This window comes from Azospirillum sp. Sh1 (assembly GCF_008365135.1).
GTDB lineage: Bacteria > Pseudomonadota > Alphaproteobacteria > Azospirillales > Azospirillaceae > Azospirillum > Azospirillum oryzae.
The window spans coordinates 192,012-211,450 of the sequence record NZ_VTTK01000009.1; the positions used below are offsets into that span (position 1 = coordinate 192,012).

The following is a 19,439-nucleotide window of genomic DNA, read 5'->3' on the forward strand; positions in this document are numbered from 1 at the left end:
CCCGGAAAGAGTGCGGCGATACCGTGCAGCCCACGCCGCAGCCGTTCCGTGGAAACATGCACGACATCGTCATTCAAGTCCTGGGCGTTGCCGGGCTTCTCGCCCTCGTCAGTTTCCTGCCGCCGCTGGCCGCCCGATTCCAGATGCCCTACACGGTGCTGCTGGCCGGCGTCGGCGTGGCGCTGGGCGCGGTGATCCAGACCTTCGCCGGCATGCCGGGCAAGGGGCCGTTCCACGACTTCCTCGCCTCGCTGGCGGAGCTGGACGTCTCGTCGGACGTGCTTCTGCACATCTTCCTGCCGATCCTGCTGTTCGAAACGGCGCTGGCGGTCGACGTGCGCCGGCTGTTCGACGATCTGGGGCCGATCCTGCTGATGGCGGTGGTGGCGGTGTTCGTCTGCACCTTCGCCGTCGGCTATGCGGTCAGCCTGTTCACCTCGCTTGGGCTGGTCGCCTGCCTGCTTCTGGGCTCCATCGTCGCCTCCACCGATCCGGCGGCGGTGATCGGCATCTTCCGCGACCTGGGCGCGCCGCGCCGGCTGACCACGCTGGTCGAAGGCGAAAGCCTGCTGAACGACGCCGCGGCCATCGCGCTGTTCACGCTGCTGCTCGACATGCTGACGCGCAAGGCCACCGGCGGGGCCGGGGCGGCGGCGCTGGACTTCCTGCGCGATTTCTCCGGCGGCGTCGTCACCGGCTACATTTGCGGCCGCATCGTCTGCATGCTGGTGGAGCCGGTGCGCAACCAGCCGATGGCGGAGATCACGCTGACGGTGGCGCTGGCCTATCTGTCCTATGTGCTGGCCGAACATTATGTCGGCGCGTCGGGCGTGGTGGCGGTGGTGGCGGCGGCGCTGGTCATCGGTTCGGTCGGACGCACCCGCATCTCCCCCGCCACCTGGGGCGCCATGGAGCATGTCTGGCAGCAGCTGGGCTTCTGGGCCAACTCCATGATCTTCCTGCTGACCGCCATCCTGGTGCCGCGCCTGATGGCGGACGCCGGCTGGGCGGAGGTCGGGCTGGTGCTGGTCGTGGTGCTGGCCGCCTTCGCCGCCCGCGCGGTGGTGCTGTTCGGGCTGCTGCCGATCCTGTCCTGGGCCGGGCTGGCGCAGAAGGTCAGCAATTCCTACAAGTCGGTGATGCTGTGGGGCGGCCTGCGCGGGGCGGTGTCGCTGACGCTGGCCCTGGCGGTGACCGAGAATTTCCGGGTGCCCGACCGGGTGCAGAGCTTCATCGCGGTGATGGTCACCGGTTTCGTCTTCGTCACGCTGTTCATCAACGGCACGACGCTACGCTGGCTGATCCGCCTGCTGAAGCTGGACGAGCTGACGCCGGTGGAGCACGCCATGCGCAACCGCGCGCTGGCGCTGTCCACCGACAGCATCCGCGACCGCGTCGCCGCGGTGGCCGAGACCTACGAGGTCGACGGCGTCGTCAAGGACGTGATGGTCGCCCGCTATGAGGAGCGGCGGAAGAAGATCGACCAGGAGCGCAAGGAGGAGGCCCAGCTGACCGGCGAGGACCGCGTCACCATCGGCCTCGTCATCCTGGTGAACCGCGAGGAGGAACTCTATTACGCCCACTTCTCCGAAGGGGTGGTGTCGCGTGCGGTGATGGAGATGCTGGCCGGGCGCAGCGGCCGGCTGCTCGACGCGGTCAAGAGCCAGGGGCGCAACGGCTATCGGGCGTTCGAGGAGCCCTTCATCGCCTTCTCCCCCTGGATGCGGGCGGCGAGCTGGCTGCAACGGCGCTTCGGCATCCACCGGCCGCTGGCCCGGCGCCTGTCGATGCGGTTCGAGGTGCTGGTGGCGGTGCGCACCGTGCTGCGCGAACTGCTGGCCTTCACCCGCGACCGTCTGGCCCGCGTGCTGGGCCAGGAGGTGGCGTTCGAGCTGGAGGGCATGCTGGTCGGCCGGCTCGGCATCGTCGAACAGGCGCTGTCGGCCCTGAAGCTGCAATATCCCGACTATGCGGTGGTGCTGCAGAGCCGTTATGTCGGCCGCGCCGCGCTGCGGCTGGAACATGCCGAATATCGCGCCATGCACGCCGAATCGATCATCAGCCAGGAGGTGCTGACCGACCTCGAACGCGATCTGGAGCAGCGGCGCCGGGTTCTGGAACGCTTGCCGAAGCTGGATGTGCGATTCGACGTGGCGGAGCTGGTGCGCCGGGTGCCGCTGTTCGCCGGCCTGCCGTCGGAGCGGGTGGCGACCATCGCCACGCTGCTGCGCGCCCAGCTGGCGCTGCCGGGCGAGACCATCGTGCGCAAGGGCGACCGCGGCGACGCCATGTTCTTCATCGCGTCGGGTGCCGTGGAGGTGCTGGTGCCGATGCTGGCGGAGCCGGTGAAGCTGGGCACCGGCGACTTCTTCGGCGAGATGGCCCTGCTGTCCCGCCAGCGGCGCAATGCAGACGTGCGGGCGTTGGGCTATTGCCAATTGCTGGTGTTGGATGAGAAGGATTTCCGCCGGCTGGTGCAGAAGGACGCGGATTTGCAGTCCCACATCCAGGCGGTCGCCGAGGCGCGCCGCCAGCCGACCCAGTCGTCGCCGGCCGTCCCGGCGGTGAGCTGACGGGATCGGGAAAGGGATTCAAAGATGAGCGGGACCGCGACGGGCGGCCAGACCTGGCTGCGCCTGATGCCGGGCCTTTTCGTGCTGCTGTGGAGCACCGGCTTCATCGGCGCGAAATACGGCCTGCCTTATGTGGAGCCGCTGACCTTCCTGCTGATCCGGCTGGGGCTGGTCGCCGTGGTGCTGGCGCTGGTGGCGCTGGTAAGCCGGGCGCCCTGGCCCAGGGACTTGGCGACCGCCGGGCGGATCGCGCTGGCCGGGCTGCTGGTTCACGGCGTCTATCTCAGCGGCATCTTCATCGCCATCGCACAGGGCCTGCCGGCCGGGGTGACGGCCCTGGTGGTCGGCATCCAGCCGCTGCTGACCGCCGCGCTGTCCGGTCCGCTGCTGGGCGAACGGGTGACCGGCCGGCAATGGGCTGGCCTGCTGCTGGGTCTTGCCGGCGTCGGGCTGGTGGTGCGGGAGAAGCTGTCGATCGACGCCGCGCATCTGGTCCCGTTCGCCTATGCCCTGGTGGCGCTGGTCGGCATCACGCTGGGCACGCTGTACCAGAAGCGCCATGGCAGCGGCATGGATTTGCGCAGCGGCACCGCCATCCAGTACGGCGCCACCGCGCTGGCCCTGGCGGTCGCCGCCCCGCTGACCGAGACGATGCAGGTGCACTGGACGGGCGAGTTCGTCTTCGCCCTGCTGTGGCTGTGCTTCGTGCTGTCGGTCGGCGCCATCTTCCTGCTGTTCGCCCTGATCCGCCGCGGGGCGGCGGCCAAGGTCGCCAGCCTGTTCTATCTGACCCCGCCGGTCACCACGCTGATCGCCTGGGTCCTGTTCGGCGAGAAGCTGGGCATCGTGGCCCTGGCCGGCATGGCGGTTGCGGTCTGCGGCGTGGCGCTGGTCAACCGGAAGTGAGGATGGCGGGCGGCGGATGGTGGGGCGTCAGCCCCATTTCATCTCGCCGGTCGCCACCTTGGCGCCGATGTCGAGCGCGATGCCCATCCCGGCGTCGGGATAGCGCCGCTTCATGGCGGCGATCAGATCGGCGCTCGACTTCGCCTTGGCAAGCTCCTCCTCGAAGGCCAGAAGATAGCCCTTGGTGTGGGCGATGGCGGTCGCATCGGGCGCGGCGCCCGGCGCGGCATGGCCGGCGACCACCACCGCCGGATCGCGGGCGGCCATGGCATCCAGCGCCTTCACCCAGGCGGTCCGCGCCTCCGCCGTCGGGGTGTCGGCGGTCCAGACATGCAGGCCTGAGAACACCAGCACCCCGCCGAAGACGGCACGCAGCGACGGCACCCACAGGTAACGGCGGTTCGCCAGCCCCTGTGCATCGACGATTTCGATGGTCAGGCCCTCCAGCGTCAGGGCGGCGCCATCGAAGGGTTGCGGCATCACCACGTCGGCCAGGGTCTGCGGTCCATTCTCCTTCAGCTTCGGTCCCCAAACCGCCAGCTTCTTTTCGACATTGCCCTTGATCGCGTCGACGGTGGCGGAGGCGGCTATGACGCGCGCATCGGGGAAGGCGGCCTTCACCGGACCGAGGCCGAAATAGTAATCGGGATCGCTCTGGCTGACATAGATGGTCTTCAGCGTCTTGCCGGTGGCCCGGATGGCTTCGGCCAGCGCCTTGCCGTCGGGCAGGGTGAAGCCGCCGTCGATCAGGATCGCCTCGCGGCTGCCCGACAGCAGGACCGGGGCGCGGAAGAAGCCGGTTTCCCCGGCGGGAAAGGACTGCCAGCCCAGAGGCGTCGCCATGGCGGCAAGGCCGCCGGCAGGAGTCAGAAGGGTAGCGGCTCCCGCCAGCGCCGAGGCGTGCAGAGCGGTGGCAAGGATGTCCCTGCGCGTCATCATCATCGATGTCCTTTTGTGTTCGCGGTCAGAGGGCGCGCAGAAGGGCGGCCAGCCTGCCGGGCTTGGAGAAGAGGATTTCGGAGTCGAGCCTGCGGCGGTGCGATCCGTCGTCGAACAGCAGGGTGGGCACGCCGTTGGCGCGGTAGGTTGCCATCAACTGCCGGCCGCGCTCCACCCGCGCGGCATCGGCGACCATCAGTTCCTCCGTCCCCTCGGTGAAGAGCGATGCCGCGGCGTCGAGGCCCAGACCGGCCAGAACATCGGCCAGCACCGCCGCCGCCGTAATGTCGCGGCCATCGGCATAGCGCGCGGACTGGATGGCGGCCAGCGCCACGAACTCCCGGTCGGGCGCGGTCAGCGCCACCGACGTCAGGGCCAGCGTCGCCGGACCGCTGTCGAGCCGCTGGCTCCGGTCGGCCAGAACGCCGGTGCGATACCGCTCGCTGAAGATTTGGCCGGTCAGGGCGTGGATGCGCTGGTCGTTCGCCCAGGCATGGGCGGCGAAGCCCTCATCCAGCGGCCGGGCGCCGGCTCCGGAAAACAGGCCGGTCGGCACCATTTCCAGCACGAGATCCGCGACATCCGACAGCGACGCGACCGCCGGCGAGGCGCCATAGCACCAGCCGCAGAGCGGGTCGAACAGATAGGTGACGGTCCTGGTCCGGCTCATGGTCGCATCCGTGATGGGCGGTGACGTGATGGGACGACCTTAACCGGGGCCGATTGTGCTGTGTAGCTGGCATAGAACCGACATATCGTATGCCATTGGCAAACAATCGGCAGGCAGCCCGCATCATGAGTGATCCGAGGCATCTGAACCGCATCGCCTATTTCGCGGCAGTGGTGGAAACCGGCTCCTTCACCGCGGCGGCGGCACGGCTGGGAATCACCAAGGCGGTGGTCAGCCAGCAGGTCGCGAGGCTGGAGGAAGAGGTCGGCGCCAGCCTGCTGGTCCGCACCACCCGCAAAGTCCGGCCGACCGAGGCCGGCATGGCCTTCCACCGCCGTTGCGTCGTGATTCTGCGGGAAGCGGAGGATGCCTTCGGCGAACTGGCCGAAAGTGCGGCGGCGCCGTCCGGACTGCTGCGGCTGACCGCACCCTTCGATTACGGGGTGGCGGTCGTCGTTCCCGCCATCGCCGCCTTCACCGCCGCCCACCCCGCCTGCAAGGCCGACATGGTCCTGTCCGACCAGTCGCTCGACCTCGTCGGCGGGACTTTCGACCTCGCCATCCGCGTCGGCTGGCTGGCCGACACCAGCCTTCAGGCCCGCCAGTTCGGCAGCTTCCGGCAGCTTCTGGTCGGCACCCCGGCGCTGGCCGGCCGGATCGGAGAATGGGCCGGGGGCGGGAGCCGGCCGGAGAACATTGCTGCCCTGCCCTTCATCGCCAACACCGCCCTGCGCAATCCGCTGACCTGGCAATTCACCGCCGCGACGGGCGAATCGCGCACGGTGACGACACGGGCGGCCATAGCGCTCGACGCCACCTTCGCCGTGCGGGAGGCCGTGCGCGAGGGGGCCGGGCTGTCCGTGCTGCCGGATTACTGCGTGGCGGAGGATCTGGCATCGGGCCGCCTCGTCCCGGTCCTGCCGGGCTGGAGCCTGCCGTCGGGCGGCATCCATGCCGTTTTCCCCGCCGCCCGCTTCCGCCCGACCAAGGTCCGCGCCTTCGTCGACCTCCTGACGGAGCGCGAACGGCGGCGGGCCGCGGTTCGAGAGCCCCGATGAGACCGGAATCCGCAGCGAACGCCGCCGCTGCGGCGAAATTTCGCTGGATCGTTCGCCCGGTCAGCAATTTAATACGTCTGACAAATCGATAAATCCCCCCGGGAGGGACGCGATGGCGGACGTGTTGGACTTCGGCAGCTTCGACTACATCATCGCGGGCGGCGGCACGGCCGGCTGCGTGCTGGCCAACCGGCTGTCGGCCGATCCGGACGTCTCGGTCCTGCTGCTGGAGGCCGGCGGCAAGGACAGCTGGGTCTGGCTGCACATCCCCGCCGGCTATCTGTTCTGCATCGGCAACCCGCGCACCGACTGGTGCTTCAAGACGGAGGCGGAGCCGGGGCTGAACGGCCGCAGCATCCACTATGCCCGCGGCAAGGTGCTGGGCGGCTGTTCGTCGATCAACGGCATGATCGCCATGCGGGGACAGGCACGCGATTACGACGAATGGGCCGCCATCACCGGCGACAGCCGATGGAGCTGGAAGGAGGTGCTGCCGGTCTTCAAGGGCAGCGAGGACTACTGGCGCGGCGCCGACGAGATGCACGGTGCCGGCGGCGAATGGCGGGTGGAGCGGCAGCGGTTGCGCTGGGACCTGCTCGACCGCTTCGCCGAGGCGGCGCAACAGGCCGGCATTCCCCGCAACGACGACTTCAACCGCGGCGACAATCTCGGCGTCGGCAGCTTCGAGGTGAACCAGAAGGGCGGCGTCCGCTGGAGCGCGGCAAAGGCCTTTTTGCGCCCGGCGCTTGACCGCCCCAATCTGAAGCTCGCCATCGAGGCGGCCATCGACAAGGTGGAGATCGCCGACGGCCGCGTCACCGGCATCCGCTTCACCATGAAAGGGGAGCCGGCGCGGGCGACGTCGAAGATCGAGACGGTGCTGGCCGCCGGATCCATCGGCAGCCCGGCGATCCTCCAGCGCTCCGGCATCGGCCCGGCGGAGCATCTGAAGGCGCTCGGCATCCCGGTGGTCCTGGACGTGCCGGACGTCGGCGCCAATTTGCAGGACCATCTGCAGCTGCGCATGATCTACAAGGTCGACGGCATCGTCACGCTGAACAAGCGGGCCGGCAGCCTGTTCGGCAAGGCGATGATGGGGCTGGAATATGCGCTGTTCCGCAAGGGGCCGCTGACCATGGCGCCCAGCCAGCTCGGCGTCTTCGCCAAATCGTCGCCGGAGGTCGCGACCGCCGATCTGGAATACCATGTGCAGCCGCTGTCGCTGGAGAAGTTCGGCGACCCGCTGCACGGCTTCCCGGCCTTCACCGCCAGCGTCTGCGACCTGCGCCCGGCGTCGCGCGGCTGGACCCGCATCACCACCGCCGACCACCGCGAAAATCCGGCCATCGCCCCCTGCTATCTGTCCGATCCGGCCGACCGGGCGAAGGCGGCCAAGGCGCTGGCGCTGACCCGCCGCATCGTGGCGCAGCCGGCGCTCGCCCCCTACCACCCGCAGGAATACAAGCCCGGCCCCAGTTTCCAGACCGAGGAGGAACTGGCCAAGGCCGCCGGCGACATCGGCACCACCATCTTCCATCCGGTCGGCACCTGCCGGATGGGCGGCAAGGACGACGCCACCGCCGTCACCGATGCGGAGATGCGGGTGCGCGGGGTGCGCGGCCTGCGGGTGATCGACGCCTCGGTGATGCCGACGCTGACCTCCGGCAACACCAACACGCCGACGGTGATGATCGCCGAACGCGGCGCCGCCCTGATGCGGGCCGACCGCCGCGCCGCCCTGAAAGGGTAACCCCGTCGGAAAGCGCCGCCGACCGCGCAAAAATTTCGCTCGGCGGCCCAACAATCCGCAATAGGATTTTCCGATCACCCCCGATCCACCGCCAACCCGCAAAATCATTTGCCTGCGAAAGGCGCAGACTTGTCTCCAACGATAGAAATCCGAGGGGACGAGAGATGGACGGCATGCCGAAAGGCCTGCGGGCGGAACAGCCGGCGATCGACGACAGCTATCGCCTGGACGACCGCTATGCCCGTGCGGAGGGCCAGGTCTATCTGTCCGGCACCCAGGCGCTGGTCAGGCTGCTGCTGCTCCAGGCGGAAAGCGACCGGCGGGCCGGGCTGAACACCGCCGGCTTCGTCAGCGGCTATCGCGGCTCGCCGCTGGGCGGTCTGGATCAGGCGCTGTGGCAGGCCAGCCGGCATCTGGAAGCCCACGCCATCAGCTTCGTCCCCGGCGTGAACGAGGATCTGGGCGCCACCGCCGTGATGGGCACCCAGCAGGTCGAATCGTCGGGCGAGGGCACCGTCGATGGCGTGTTCGGCATGTGGTACGGCAAGGGGCCGGGGGTGGACCGCTCCGGCGACGTGCTGAAGCATGCCAACGCCTATGGCAGTTCGCCGCGCGGCGGGGTGCTGGCGGTGGCCGGCGACGACCATGGCTGCGTGTCCTCCAGCATGCCGCACCAGAGCGACCTTGCGATGATCGCGTGGTCGATGCCGGTGCTGAACCCGTCGGGCGTGCGCGAATTCCTCGATTTCGGCCTCTACGGCTACGCGCTGTCGCGCTTTTCCGGCGCCTGGGTCGGGTTCAAGGCGATTTCGGAGTCGGTGGAAAGCTCCGCCACCGTGCGGCTGCCGTCGCTGGACCGCGGCTTCCTGCCGGTGGAGTTCGACCCGCCGCCGGGAGGCTTGCATTACCGCTGGCCCGACCTGCCCAGCCTCGCCATCGAGGAACGGCTGGCGGCCAAGGTCGCGGCGGTGAAGGCCTTCGCCCGCGTCAACCGCATCGACCGGACGGTGCTTGGGAAAGGTGGCTGGCTGCGCATCGTCACCACCGGCAAGGCGCATCTCGACCTGATGGAGGCGCTGCGCCTGCTGGGCATCGGCCCGGTGGAAGCGGCGGAGATCGGGCTGTCGGTCCACAAGATCGGCCTGTCCTGGCCGCTGGAGCCCGACTTCGCGCTGACCGCCGCCCGCGGCGCCGAGGAAATCCTGGTGGTCGAGGAGAAGGCCCCCGTCGTCGAAGGCCAGTTGAAGGACCTGCTGTTCCACCTGCCGGCCGGCGAGCGCCCGCGCGCCGTGGTCGGCAAGACCGACGAGTTCGGCGCCCATCTCCTGCCCGCCACCGGGGAGCTGCGGCCCTGGATCGTCGCCAAGGCGCTGGTGGAGCGCATCCGCCACCGTTTCCCTGCGCGGGACTTCTCGGGCCGGCTGGCCGACCTGCTGCCGGGCGAGGCGCCTGCCGCCCCTGCCCTGCCGCGCACCCCCTATTTCTGCTCCGGCTGCCCACACAACAGCTCGACCAAGGTGCCGGAGGGCAGCAAAGCGATGGCCGGCATCGGCTGCCATTTCATGGCGTCGTGGATGGACCGCGACACGGTCGGCCTCAGCCAGATGGGCGGCGAGGGCGTCAGCTGGATCGGGCAGTCGCGCTACAGCAAGCGCCCGCACATCTTCCAGAATCTGGGCGAGGGCACCTATTTCCATTCCGGGCTGCTGGCGATCCGGCAGGCGGTGGCCGCCAAGGTCAACATCACCTACAAGATCCTGTTCAACGACGCCGTCGCCATGACCGGCGGCCAGCCGGTGGACGGCCCGATCTCCGTCGACGCCATCACCCGCCAGCTGGCGGCGGAGGGCATCACCCGCATCGCCGTGGTCAGCGACGCGCCCGAGAGATACGACAGCCGCAGCGGCCTTGCGCCCTTCACCACCGTGCATCACCGCGAGGAGTTGGACGCCGTCCAGCACGAGATGCGCGAAATCCCCGGCGTCACCGCCATCGTCTATGAACAGACCTGCGCCGCCGAAAAGCGCCGTAGGCGCAAGCGCGGCACCATGGCCGACCCGGCCCGCCGCATGGTGATCAACGATCTGGTCTGCGAAGGCTGCGGCGATTGCGGCAAGAAGTCGAACTGCCTGTCGGTGCAGCCGAAGCAGACCGAATTCGGCGTGAAGCGGCAGATCGACCAGTCCAGCTGCAACAAGGATTATTCCTGCGCCGACGGCTTCTGCCCCAGCTTCGTCTCGGTGATGGGCGGGTCCTTGCGCAGGCCGAATCCGGACAAGGTCGCCGCCCGCTTCGCCGACGAACTGGCCGCCCTGCCGCTGCCGCAGCTTGCCGCCTCCCATGACCCAGCCGAAATTCTGATCGTCGGCGTCGGCGGCACCGGCGTCGTCACCGTCGGCGCGGTGCTGGCGATGGCCGCCCATCTGGAGGGCAAGGCGTCCTCCGTGCTCGACTTCATGGGCTTCGCGCAGAAGGGCGGCGCGGTCTACAGCTATCTCCGCGTGGCGGGCGACGCGGCGCGGCTGAACCAGGCGCGGATCGATCCGAAGCAAGCACAGTTGGTGCTGGCTTGCGACACGGTGGTCGCGGCCTCTCCCGACGCGCTGAAGACGGTGCGGCTGGGCCGGACGCGGGTGGTGGCGAACGCCCATGTCGCCCCGACCGGCGCCTTCACCCGCGACGGTACCAAGCTTCCCGATGCCGGATCGCTGCTGCGGTCGCTGCGCCGCGCCGCCGGACCCGACCGGGTGGAGGTGGTGGACGCCAACCGGGTGGTCACCGCCCTGTTCGGCGACAGCATCCTCGCCAACGTCTTCCTGATGGGCGTCGCCTTCCAGAAGGGGCTGCTGCCGGTCGGGCTGGAGGCGCTGACCCGCGCCATCGAGCTGAACGGCACCGGCGTCCCCGCCAACCTGCGCGCCTTCGCCTTCGGCCGCCTCGCCGCGCACCGTCCGGAGCTGCTGGCGACGCTGGGCGCGGAGGAGGAGGCGCCGGCCCTAAATTTGAACAATGGCGACCTCGCCACCGTCGTCGAGCGCCGCGCCGGGTTCCTGGCCGACTATCAGGACCGCGCCTATGCCGACCGCTACCGCGCGCTGGTGGAGCGGGCGCGGCAGGCGGAGGCGCGCGTCGCCCCCGGTTCGACCGCGCTGGCCGAGGCGGTGGCGCGCAGCGCCTTCAAGCTTATGGCCTACAAGGACGAGTATGAGGTCGCCCGCCTGCACAGCGACCCGGCCTTCCGCAAAAGCCTGGAGGACCGCTTCGAGGGCGACTGGAAGCCGGTGTTCCACCTCGCCCCGCCGCTGCTGTCGCGCGACACCAACGGCTATGGCGAGCCGCGCAAGATGGCGCTGGGCGCCTGGATCCTGCCGGTGTTCCGCGGCCTGGCGGCGATGAAACGGCTGCGCGGCACGGCGTTCGACCCGTTCGGCTACACGGCGGAGCGGAAGATGGAACGCGCCCTGATCGCCCGCTATGAGGCGACGGTGGCGGAGATCGCGGAGCGGCTGTCGGCCGACCGCCTCGCCACCGCGGTGGAACTGGCGGCATTGCCGCAGGAGATCCGCGGCTTCGGCCCGGTCAAGCATCGGGCGATGGAGGCGGTCGAGCCGCGCTGGCGGGCGCTGGAACAGCGGCTGCGCGAACGCACCGCCCAGGCGGCATAAGGGAGACGGCGCAAGGCGGCCTCACTTCGCCAGGAAGTGCAGGAAGGGAAAGGCTTCGAAGTCGAAACGGATCAGGGCCGGCGCCCCGCCGCTGCGGACCAGATGGTCGTATGTGCAATAGGGTGCGGCCTGATCCAGCCCCCAGAAGGCCCGGCCTTCGTCGAAATGCCGGCCGATATAGGCGACGACGAGGTCGAGATAGCGCCGGGCGGCCGGCGTCCGGTTGAAGGCGAGGAAGCCGGCAAGGACGTCGCGGGTCGGCCCGCGCCCCCGCCGGTCCTGCATCACCGCCACGTCCCACGCCTGCCAATCGACCATCGCAAGCCCCGGATCGGCGAGCAGCAGCGCATCGACATCGACCTGGATCACCGGCCCCGCCCCCTGCCGCAGAAGCTGCTGCGTCACCGCGAAGCGCGCGGAGGCGAAATAGGTCAGCCGCACCGGCTCCGGCAGTGCTCCGAGGTCGATGGTCTCGAAGGAGGCGGACAGCGGGAAATCGCCGTCGCCCGCCAGCCGCATCAACTCCGCCTCGGTATCGTCCGACGGGTTGACGACATGGACATGCAGGGCGCAGGACGGGGCCTTCTCCCGCCGCGTGGCGAGGAAGCCGGCGCCGAAGCGGCGCCAATAGCTCTCGTCGCAACCCACCAGCAGGATCGGCCGGCCATCGGCCTGCGGCGGGACCGGCATGCGGCGGACGGCGCGGGTGAAGCATGCCGGCGGCTCGGCGGCCAGACCGTCGAAGAAGGCCGGCTCGCCGCGCACCATCGACCACAGCAGCATCTCGAAATCGGCGGCGATGTCCTGCGGCGTCCAATGGCGGGCGTGTTTGCGGAAAAAGCGGCTGGCAAGATCGAGCCGTCCGCGGCGATACAGGAGATAGCAGACCACCGACAGGGCCACGCTGTCCCGCGGCTCCGCCATCAGGCGCCGTCGCGCCGCGGCGGCGATCCGGTCCAGCGTCGCGTCGTCCGTCACTCCAGTCTGGATCGCCACCACCGCCGTGCCGAACAGGTTCTTGCCGGCATCGGCATGGCCACCCGCCGCGGCATCGGTGAAGGCGGCGACCGCCTCCCCCAGGGCGGCCCGGTCGACGGTCTTTCCGGCGGTGGCGAGCACCGCCCCCATCAGCCCGCTCGCCGCCAGCCGGCACAGGCCCAGCCGGTATCGGCAGTCGGCCCGGCCGGGATGGAGGGCGTCCAGCCGCCGGTAACACTCCTCCGCCTCCACCGTCCGCTCCTGGGCATAAAGGCAGTCGCCGAGCCGCAGCAGATAGGCGTCGGACTCGGGCGCCAGCCGCAAGGCCCGGCGCAGCGCCCCGGCGGCACCGGTGCCGTCGCCCAGATCGGTCAGGGCCCCGGCCAGATTGCCGAATGGCTTGACCCACCCCGGATCGATGGCGGTCGCCACCCGGTGATGAGCGGCGGCCCGATCCGCCTGCGTCAATGCCCGCAGCGCCGATCCGAGATTGTCGTGATAGGCGGCGCAGAGGGGATCCCGCCGGATCGCCTCGCCGATCAGCCGCACGGCTTCGGCCGACTGGTCGGACTGGTGGTGCAGCACGCCCAACAGGTGCCACGCATCGGCGACCTCGGGGGCCGCCTGGATGATCTTCCGGTAGATGTCCGCCGCCTCGGCCAGACGGTTGCCCTGATGCAGGCCGACGGCCATGCGCAACGCTTCGGATACGGTGGTCATGGCGGGCGGGCTTCCGATGTGGGGGCTGTCGTCGGAGAGGGGATCCTTTGGCTACATCGCGCCCAGATCCTGCGCCTCCAGCACCGTTTCCGGCAAGGTCAGCGACAGCCCGTCGAAGGGAGCCAGCAAGGCGCGGACGTTGGAGCCGACGCCGCAGGCCCGGTATTCCAGGCGCACCGCCTCGATCCGCTCCGGCAGCATCCGCTTGTGGTCGGAGATCAGCTGCCACGCCAGGACGCAGCTGTTCTCCGCGTCCTGGGTGGTGACATAGTCGTAGTCGCCGTAGCGGTTGCGGCGGGCGGCGTCGGCGACCTTGACGGTCATCCCCGGGAACTCGCGCTTGGTCGTCGCCAGCAGAGTTTCCATGGTGTAGAGCGGCACCGGGAAGACGCGCGGCGGCTGGACCAGGGCGCCGAACAGGCTGTCGGGCAGGGTCTGCACGTCGACGGTCAGGCGGTTCTCGCCCGGCAGGACCGTCGGGTTGCCCAGCACGACGATGTAGGATTTGTAGACGGCGCCGGTGTCGCGCATGCGGGCGGCGACGATGGGGAAGTCGCGGCTGTCCGGCATGGTCACCGGCAGCGCAGTCGGCTGCACGCGCCGCCACGGGGTCGGTGCCTGGGTCAGGTTGTCGCGGACCCAGCCGGCGCAGCCGGAGGTCAGCAGCGTCGCCACCGCCAAAACCGCCGACAACGCCGTGCGCTGCCAGCCGGTCCGGGCCATACCGGAATGCGGAGTACAGGAAATCGAAGTCTCGGGCATCGGGGCTCCCTTACCAGTCATGCCCTTACCAGTCATGGTAAATGGTCTTCCAGGTGATGCTGACGCCTTCGCGCGATTCCTCGGTGCTCAGCCGGTCGTCGACGGACTTGAACTGGGCATAGGCCTCGTCGAAGCGCATCAGGTTGTAGAGCGCCCAGCCGCGCAGGATCCCGAGGTTCCGCGGCTCCGGCGTCAGCTCCTTGCGGGCGTCGAGCAGGCGCAGCACGTCGTTGTAGCGCTTGTCCTCCAGCGCCCGGTTCGCCTCCGTCGCCATCAGCGACGCGCGGATCTCCGCCTTCTGCGCCGGGGTCATGTTGGCGCGCGGCAGATCGCGGGTCAGGCCGACCGTGTCGCCGGTGGCCAGCCGCGCCACGGCCTGGCCATAAGCGTTCTCCTGCGCCGGCGTCGCCTTCTGCGGCAGGCCGGATGCTGCCGGCGTGCGCGTCGTCGCGGCTGCGCCATTCCCGCCGCCGGATTGACCGCCCTTCGCCGGTTCGCGCGCGGCCATCGCCTGCGCCTCGGCGAAGGCGGCCTCGGCCTCAGACGGGCGCTTCATCTCCAGCAGGCACCAGCCACGCTGCTGCAAGAGCCCGGCGGTCGGGCCGCTTTTGGCGATGCTGCTGCGGATGATGCTGAGGCACTCGGCGAAGTCGTGGCGGGCCAGCGCCCGGTCAAGCTCGCTCGGCCCCTGCGGGCCGCTGCGGCCGCCGCCGGCCCCACGCGGCGGATCCACCGCCTTCAGCGCTTGATCGATCCGGCTCGACTTTCCCTTCCAGGGCGCAGCGGCGGCGCGGGCCTGCGCCTTCTCGCCCAAGCCGTTGTAGGCCAGCACCAGCCCTTCCGCCGCCTTGTCGGACGGCGCCCAGCCGTTGGCCTGCGAGAACCAGGACTGCGCCTCGGCGAAGTTCTTCTGCTTCTGGAAATACCAGCCGAGCGCGATGGCGCCGTCGGCGTCCTGCTTGTCGCGGACGATGCCCTGGATGCGCGAGAGGTCGGCCGCCGTCAGCGCGCCGGGCTTGGCATTGCCCAGACGCTCCAGCAGGCGGCCGGTCTCAAGCTCGGCCTCCGCGGTGCGGACGGTGGAGTAATCCTCCCCCTTCGCCGGGTTGGCGGTGGCGCCCAGCGCGGTCAGTTCGCGCAGCTGGTCCGGGCTGAGATAACGCGACGCCTTGAAGATGGTGTCGCGCCGCTCCTTCGCCTTGGGGCAGGTGCTGACGATGGTCCGGTAGGTGTCGAAGGCGCGGTCGGCCTGCTTCAGCTCGGCATAGGCCTCCGCCAGCCGCCATGCGTTGTCCAGCCGGTTGCAGGCCACCGCCTCCGGATGGGCGGCGGCGGCATCGACCACCTCCTGCCAGCGCTTGGTGTCGCTGGCCGAGCGGATGCGGCCGGCGCTCTCGGCGGTGTCGAGTTCCTGCAGAAGCTTGTCGGACGGCTGCCAGGACGGCGACTTGCGCCGCTGCTCGGCGATGGCCGCCCGCGCCTCCGCCACCTTGCCGGCGGACAGCAGGTTCCAGAACGGCGTCTCGTCGACACCGGGGGTGGTCGGCTGCGGCGCGAACAGGTCCTTGGGCGGTTCCCAGCCCGGGTCGAGCGCGCGCAGCCGGGCGATTTCCGCCTCCAGCCGCTCGCCGTCGCCGATGCGGGCGTAATAGCGCAGTGCCGTCTCGTCCACCTTGCCGGCGGCGGGGGCGGAGCCGCTGCCGGGAGCCGGCGCCACCTCCACCTTCACGCCGGGGGCGAGCGCGCGGCCGCCGCCGTTCGCCTGTGCCCAGGCGCCGTTCCCAGCAGCGGAGGCGGCGATGCCGGCGAGAAGAAGGGCCGAAAGAAGGACAGGACGGGTCACGGGTCGATCCCCAGGCTTTGCGCCGCCAGCGCGGACAGATGGGCCAAGGTGGTGGAGTAATAATCTTCGTCGGGCGCCAAGGGCGGCACCGTCACCGCGTCGCCGGCCCCGGCGAGATGACCGGCCAGCCGGTAGACCGCCAGCATGCCGACCGACGCCGCCACCTGCGTGGTGGTGCCGCCGGGCAGCGAGACGGTGGCGGGGACCGCCGTACCGCCGTATTTCGTCGCCAGCATCGCGAAGGGACGGAAATAATAGGGATCGCGGTAGCCGTCCCACGCCAGATAGAGCGGCACCCGCACGGCGTCGTAGCCGTACTGCTTCTTGAAGCCGTCGGCGATGCCCACCGTCCCTGCGGCCTCCAGCGTCATCCAGTCCGGCGGCAGCTGGAACCCGCCGAAGCGCGCCTTCGACAGCAGCACCAGCCCGGCATCCGACAGCTTGCCCCAGCGCTCTCCGCCGGGCAGGGCGGCGAAGGCGCGGATGGCCGGGAAGATCCAGTAGCTGGGGTTGAGGACCAGCGTCTCGCCCTTGCGGAAGCCGTCGCGCCCCGGCAGCAGGACGGTCAGCCCGGCCTGCTCCACCAGCAGACCGGAGGCCAGAGCCTTGACGATGGCGGCGGCGGCGGTGCGGTAGGCCTCCGCCTGCCAGACCTCGGCGGCGCGCAGCAGCGCCCAGGCGATCAGCATGTCGCCGTCCGACGCGTTGTTGCGGTCGGCGACGCCGCCGTCGGGCGTCCAGCGCCAGGCGGCCAGCCCGTCGCCGCGCACCATCAGCACGCGCTGGGTCCAGCCCCACAGCCGGTCGAAGGCGGCGCGGTCGCCCGCCGCCACCGCCAGCAGCATGCCGTAGCCCTGCCCTTCGGAATGGCTGATGCCCTTGTTGCCGGTGTCGACGATCCGCCCTTCCGGCAGCAGGAAGCGCTCGGCATAACGGCGCCACGCCGCCCCGTCGAAGGGCGCCGCGCGCAGGTTTCCCGGCAATGCCGCCGCCAGCCCGAGGGCTGCCGATCCGATCAGCACGTCGCGCCGCGATGCCGTCATGATCCGCTTCCTTCCCCCATGCTCCGTTCCGAATGCCCGCCCTTCAGCAGCAGGCGCATGCTGACCGTCAGCACCACCGCCGTCCCCAGCAGCAGGGCGAACAGGACCTCGATCCGCTGCGACAGGTTGCGGGCCAGAATCAGGATCAGGTTGCCGATGTCAAAGGGATTGAGAATGATCTGATAGGGGCGCGACGCCTCCAGCGTGGTGACGGCGGGCGCCGCGCTGCTCCACAGCGCCCCGCCGCCGCGCAGCTTCTCCCACAGGCCGGCCTCGCCCAGGCTGCGCATGGCGCGGTCGATGGCGCGCGGGTCCGAGGCGGTCAGCAAGGTCCAGGTCAGCGGATCGTTGCCGGGAGCCCGGTATTGCAGCAGGGCCGCCTCCGGCAGCGTCTCGGCGGTCTCGGTCAGCGCCACGACGTCGACCGGCGCATCCTCCACCGCCCAATGATTGATGTAGCGCGCCGCCGCAGCCATCACACGCCGCGCCCAGTCGGGCACCCAGCCGCGCCCGGCGGCCGGTTCCTTGGCATCGCCGGCCATCCGCTGCCAGCGGTTCGCCGTTCCGCCGTCGGCCGCCATCGCCGATCCCACCATGGTCATCTGCCCTAGCGGCTGCTGCACGGAGCCCGGCCGCGCCGCACCTGTGCGGGCGGCATTGCCGGACCAGCCCAGCCGCAGACGGTCGGCCAGGGCGCGGCGGTCGGCCGCCGCCATCGGCTCGCCCCGCGCCTTGGCCTGGGCGATCAGCGATCCCGCCTCCAGCAAGCCGGCCAGACGGTCGGCGGGAAGCGGCGCGGTGGCGAAGACCGCCTGCGGCAGCGCCGCGACCGGGCCGACGATCAGCGCGTTGTCGTTCGGCGCACCGTCCCAGCCGGTGTAGGGCACCACCGCCATCAGGTCGCCCGCCCGCTGCGCCAGCTTGGCGGTCAGGCTCCAGGCCGCACCGGACCAGGCGGGGTCGCGCCCGACGACCACGAGGTCGAAGGGCGGCGCCGGCTCGCCCCCGGCGATGCCGCCATAGGGGTAGGCGGTGCTGGCGAAGCCGCGCAGGTTGGGCAGGGTGACCAGACGGGCGAAGCCGGGAATCTCGATGCTGGAGCTGTCCAGCAGGGTGAAGGTCGGGCGCCGCACCGCGAAGACGCAGTCGGTGCCGCCGGCCGGCGGCAGCTCGGCTTCGATCTCGATCAGGTTGGGGCCGGGGCGGAACAGCGCCATCGCCAGCGGCATCTCACCATTCTCGATGACGCCGCTGGACCGCTTGTCGACCTCCATGGCGCCGGCCGACTTGCCGTTCACCCGGACGTTCAGCACCGCACCGGGGCCGAGATTGCCTTCGAAGGCGCCATTGACGTGGAACAGGATGGAGCGGTCGCTGACCGGGGCGAAGCCGGCCGGCAGCGTCAGGCCGAAATGGCCGGTGTAGCGGTAGCCGCTGTGCTGCACCGTCTGGAAGCCCAGATCCGACAGGTGGTAGCGCCCCTCCGCCTGCACCGGCGCGGGCGGCGGAGCGGCAGGCGTGGTCGCGTCGGCAACGATCATCGCGGTCTGGGTCGGCAGCGGCCGGCTGACGTCGGACAGCCGCATCACCGCCTGATCGACCTCCTGTTGCGTGCGGCCGGAGGCGACGGTGACGAAGCCGCCGCCGGTCCCGTCGGCTGCGGCCGGCAGGGGATAGACCGCCAGGAACGGGCCGGTGATGGCGGCGGCGCGCGCCTCCCCCAGGATCGTGGCGATGCGGTCGCGGGTGCCGATCAGGATGTTCTTGCCGCCGGGCAACGGCAGACTTTCCAATGTCGGCGCCGCACCGCCGGCGGGCTTGGCCGGCACCGGCACCGCCACCACGCGCGGGGTCCGGTCGCCCAACAGCAGACCATAGGACTGCGCCACCATGGAGCCCCAGCCGAGATGGTCGGCATCGATGTCGCTGCCGGGATAGAGGATCGCCAGCGGTTCGCGCGCCCGGTCGGCCGACGCCAGCAGCTGGCGCATCATCGCGAGGTCCGGTTCGGGCACGCCACCGTCCGACAGCAGGGTCAGCGAGGACGCCGCCAGATTGACCCGCGCCCACAGGTCGTAGGTGCCGCGGACCGTGCAGATGGCGCGGTGCTGGGCGCTGGTCTGGAAGACGATCTGGTTCTCGCCGGGACGGATCAGGCTGCCCGGCAGGGTGATGGAGGCGTTGACCGGTCCCCGGAAGGCGGCGAGCGGCAGGTCGGCCACCGGCGAGCCGTTGATGAAGACCGACATCGCCCCCTTCTCGGGCAGGATGTCGATGCCGTTCTCGTAGGTCAGCGCCAGAACGGCGGAGGTCAGCCCGACCACCGGCGGCAGGACGGCGCGCAGGACCACCGTCTCCGTCTCGCCGTTGAGGGTGACGTCCGGCTGGTCGTCGCGCAGGTTCGACAGCGGGATCACCCGCTTGTCGGCCGCCGAAGCCGGCACTGCCCAGCCGATCCACAGCGACAGCAGCGACAGCACGGTCCAGCAGGCCCGGCGGAGGCCGGTATGATTTCGCATGCCCGCCATCGCC

12 protein-coding genes are annotated in these 19,439 nt (G+C 70.3%); 5 read left to right on the forward strand and 7 right to left on the reverse strand.

The features are described 5' to 3' along the window. Positions 1 to 56: 56 nt before the first annotated feature. Positions 57 to 2,573 carry a cation:proton antiporter gene (locus FZ029_RS12185; RefSeq protein ID WP_149269499.1) on the forward strand — a complete coding sequence of 839 codons (2,517 nt, stop codon included), beginning with the start codon at positions 57 to 59 and terminating at the stop codon, positions 2,571 to 2,573. A gap of 24 nt (positions 2,574 to 2,597) precedes the next feature. Further along, positions 2,598 to 3,479 carry a DMT family transporter gene (locus FZ029_RS12190; RefSeq protein ID WP_149269469.1) on the forward strand — a complete coding sequence of 294 codons (882 nt, stop codon included), beginning with the start codon at positions 2,598 to 2,600 and terminating at the stop codon, positions 3,477 to 3,479. 27 nt (positions 3,480 to 3,506) lie between these two features. Here FZ029_RS12190 and FZ029_RS12195 read toward each other — a convergent pair whose 3' ends face one another. Further along, complete coding sequence (locus tag FZ029_RS12195) at positions 3,507 to 4,421, reverse strand: MBL fold metallo-hydrolase (RefSeq protein ID WP_247892279.1); 915 nt, start codon at positions 4,419 to 4,421, stop codon at positions 3,507 to 3,509. 22 nt (positions 4,422 to 4,443) lie between these two features. Next, positions 4,444 to 5,088 carry a DsbA family protein gene (locus FZ029_RS12200; protein ID WP_149269471.1) on the reverse strand — a complete coding sequence of 215 codons (645 nt, stop codon included), beginning with the start codon at positions 5,086 to 5,088 and terminating at the stop codon, positions 4,444 to 4,446. Positions 5,089 to 5,213: 125 nt separating this feature from the next. Here FZ029_RS12200 and FZ029_RS12205 point away from each other — a divergent pair, with 125 nt between their 5' ends. The 3 genes from FZ029_RS12205 to FZ029_RS12215 all read left to right on the forward strand — a co-directional run bounded on the left by FZ029_RS12205 (position 5,214) and on the right by FZ029_RS12215 (position 11,561). Further along, positions 5,214 to 6,146: a LysR family transcriptional regulator gene (locus tag FZ029_RS12205; protein WP_149269472.1), complete on the forward strand. Its 933-nt coding sequence runs from the start codon at positions 5,214 to 5,216 to the stop codon at positions 6,144 to 6,146. A gap of 112 nt (positions 6,147 to 6,258) precedes the next feature. Next, positions 6,259 to 7,896 carry a GMC family oxidoreductase N-terminal domain-containing protein gene (locus FZ029_RS12210; protein ID WP_149269473.1) on the forward strand — a complete coding sequence of 546 codons (1,638 nt, stop codon included), beginning with the start codon at positions 6,259 to 6,261 and terminating at the stop codon, positions 7,894 to 7,896. 173 nt (positions 7,897 to 8,069) lie between these two features. Next, positions 8,070 to 11,561, forward strand: coding sequence for an indolepyruvate ferredoxin oxidoreductase family protein (locus tag FZ029_RS12215; RefSeq protein ID WP_247892280.1), 3,492 nt, complete (start codon positions 8,070 to 8,072; stop codon positions 11,559 to 11,561). Positions 11,562 to 11,582: 21 nt separating this feature from the next. On the opposite strand, the gene FZ029_RS33925 is transcribed toward FZ029_RS12215, so the two are convergent. From FZ029_RS33925 to FZ029_RS12240, 5 genes are read right to left on the reverse strand one after another with little or no spacing between them, the layout of a single operon-like run. Then, positions 11,583 to 13,259 carry a tetratricopeptide repeat protein gene (locus tag FZ029_RS33925; RefSeq protein ID WP_149269475.1) on the reverse strand — a complete coding sequence of 559 codons (1,677 nt, stop codon included), beginning with the start codon at positions 13,257 to 13,259 and terminating at the stop codon, positions 11,583 to 11,585. A gap of 51 nt (positions 13,260 to 13,310) precedes the next feature. Continuing rightward, positions 13,311 to 14,021: a cellulose biosynthesis protein BcsN gene (bcsN, locus tag FZ029_RS12225; protein ID WP_247892281.1), complete on the reverse strand. Its 711-nt coding sequence runs from the start codon at positions 14,019 to 14,021 to the stop codon at positions 13,311 to 13,313. A 25-nt stretch (positions 14,022 to 14,046) separates the two neighbouring features. Further along, a complete protein-coding gene (locus tag FZ029_RS12230; RefSeq protein ID WP_149269477.1) occupies positions 14,047 to 15,864 on the reverse strand; it encodes a hypothetical protein in 1,818 nt (605 codons plus the stop codon). Next, entirely contained in the window at positions 15,861 to 16,907 is a 1,047-nt protein-coding gene (locus FZ029_RS12235) for a glycosyl hydrolase family 8 (protein WP_149269478.1), read from the reverse strand. The genes FZ029_RS12230 and FZ029_RS12235 overlap by 4 nt, the downstream gene beginning before the upstream one ends. Continuing rightward, complete coding sequence (locus FZ029_RS12240) at positions 16,904 to 19,426, reverse strand: cellulose biosynthesis cyclic di-GMP-binding regulatory protein BcsB (protein ID WP_247892282.1); 2,523 nt, start codon at positions 19,424 to 19,426, stop codon at positions 16,904 to 16,906. The genes FZ029_RS12235 and FZ029_RS12240 overlap by 4 nt, the downstream gene beginning before the upstream one ends. Positions 19,427 to 19,439: the final 13 nt, after the last annotated feature.

Excerpts from the sequence above, each read along its gene's own strand:
- FZ029_RS12185 (WP_149269499.1), top strand. The coding sequence starts at position 57 with ATGCACGACATCGTCATTCAAGTCCTGGGCGTTGCCGGGCTTCTCGCC.
- FZ029_RS12190 (WP_149269469.1), top strand. The coding sequence starts at position 2,598 with ATGAGCGGGACCGCGACGGGCGGCCAGACCTGGCTGCGCCTGATGCCG.
- FZ029_RS12195 (WP_247892279.1), bottom strand. The coding sequence starts at position 4,421 with ATGATGATGACGCGCAGGGACATCCTTGCCACCGCTCTGCACGCCTCG.
- FZ029_RS12200 (WP_149269471.1), bottom strand. The coding sequence starts at position 5,088 with ATGAGCCGGACCAGGACCGTCACCTATCTGTTCGACCCGCTCTGCGGC.
- FZ029_RS12205 (WP_149269472.1), top strand. The coding sequence starts at position 5,214 with ATGAGTGATCCGAGGCATCTGAACCGCATCGCCTATTTCGCGGCAGTG.
- FZ029_RS12210 (WP_149269473.1), top strand. The coding sequence starts at position 6,259 with ATGGCGGACGTGTTGGACTTCGGCAGCTTCGACTACATCATCGCGGGC.
- FZ029_RS12215 (WP_247892280.1), top strand. The coding sequence starts at position 8,070 with ATGCCGAAAGGCCTGCGGGCGGAACAGCCGGCGATCGACGACAGCTAT.
- FZ029_RS33925 (WP_149269475.1), bottom strand. The coding sequence starts at position 13,259 with ATGACCACCGTATCCGAAGCGTTGCGCATGGCCGTCGGCCTGCATCAG.
- bcsN (WP_247892281.1), bottom strand. The coding sequence starts at position 14,021 with ATGCCCGAGACTTCGATTTCCTGTACTCCGCATTCCGGTATGGCCCGG.
- FZ029_RS12235 (WP_149269478.1), bottom strand. The coding sequence starts at position 16,907 with ATGACGGCATCGCGGCGCGACGTGCTGATCGGATCGGCAGCCCTCGGG.
- FZ029_RS12240 (WP_247892282.1), bottom strand. The coding sequence starts at position 19,426 with ATGCGAAATCATACCGGCCTCCGCCGGGCCTGCTGGACCGTGCTGTCG.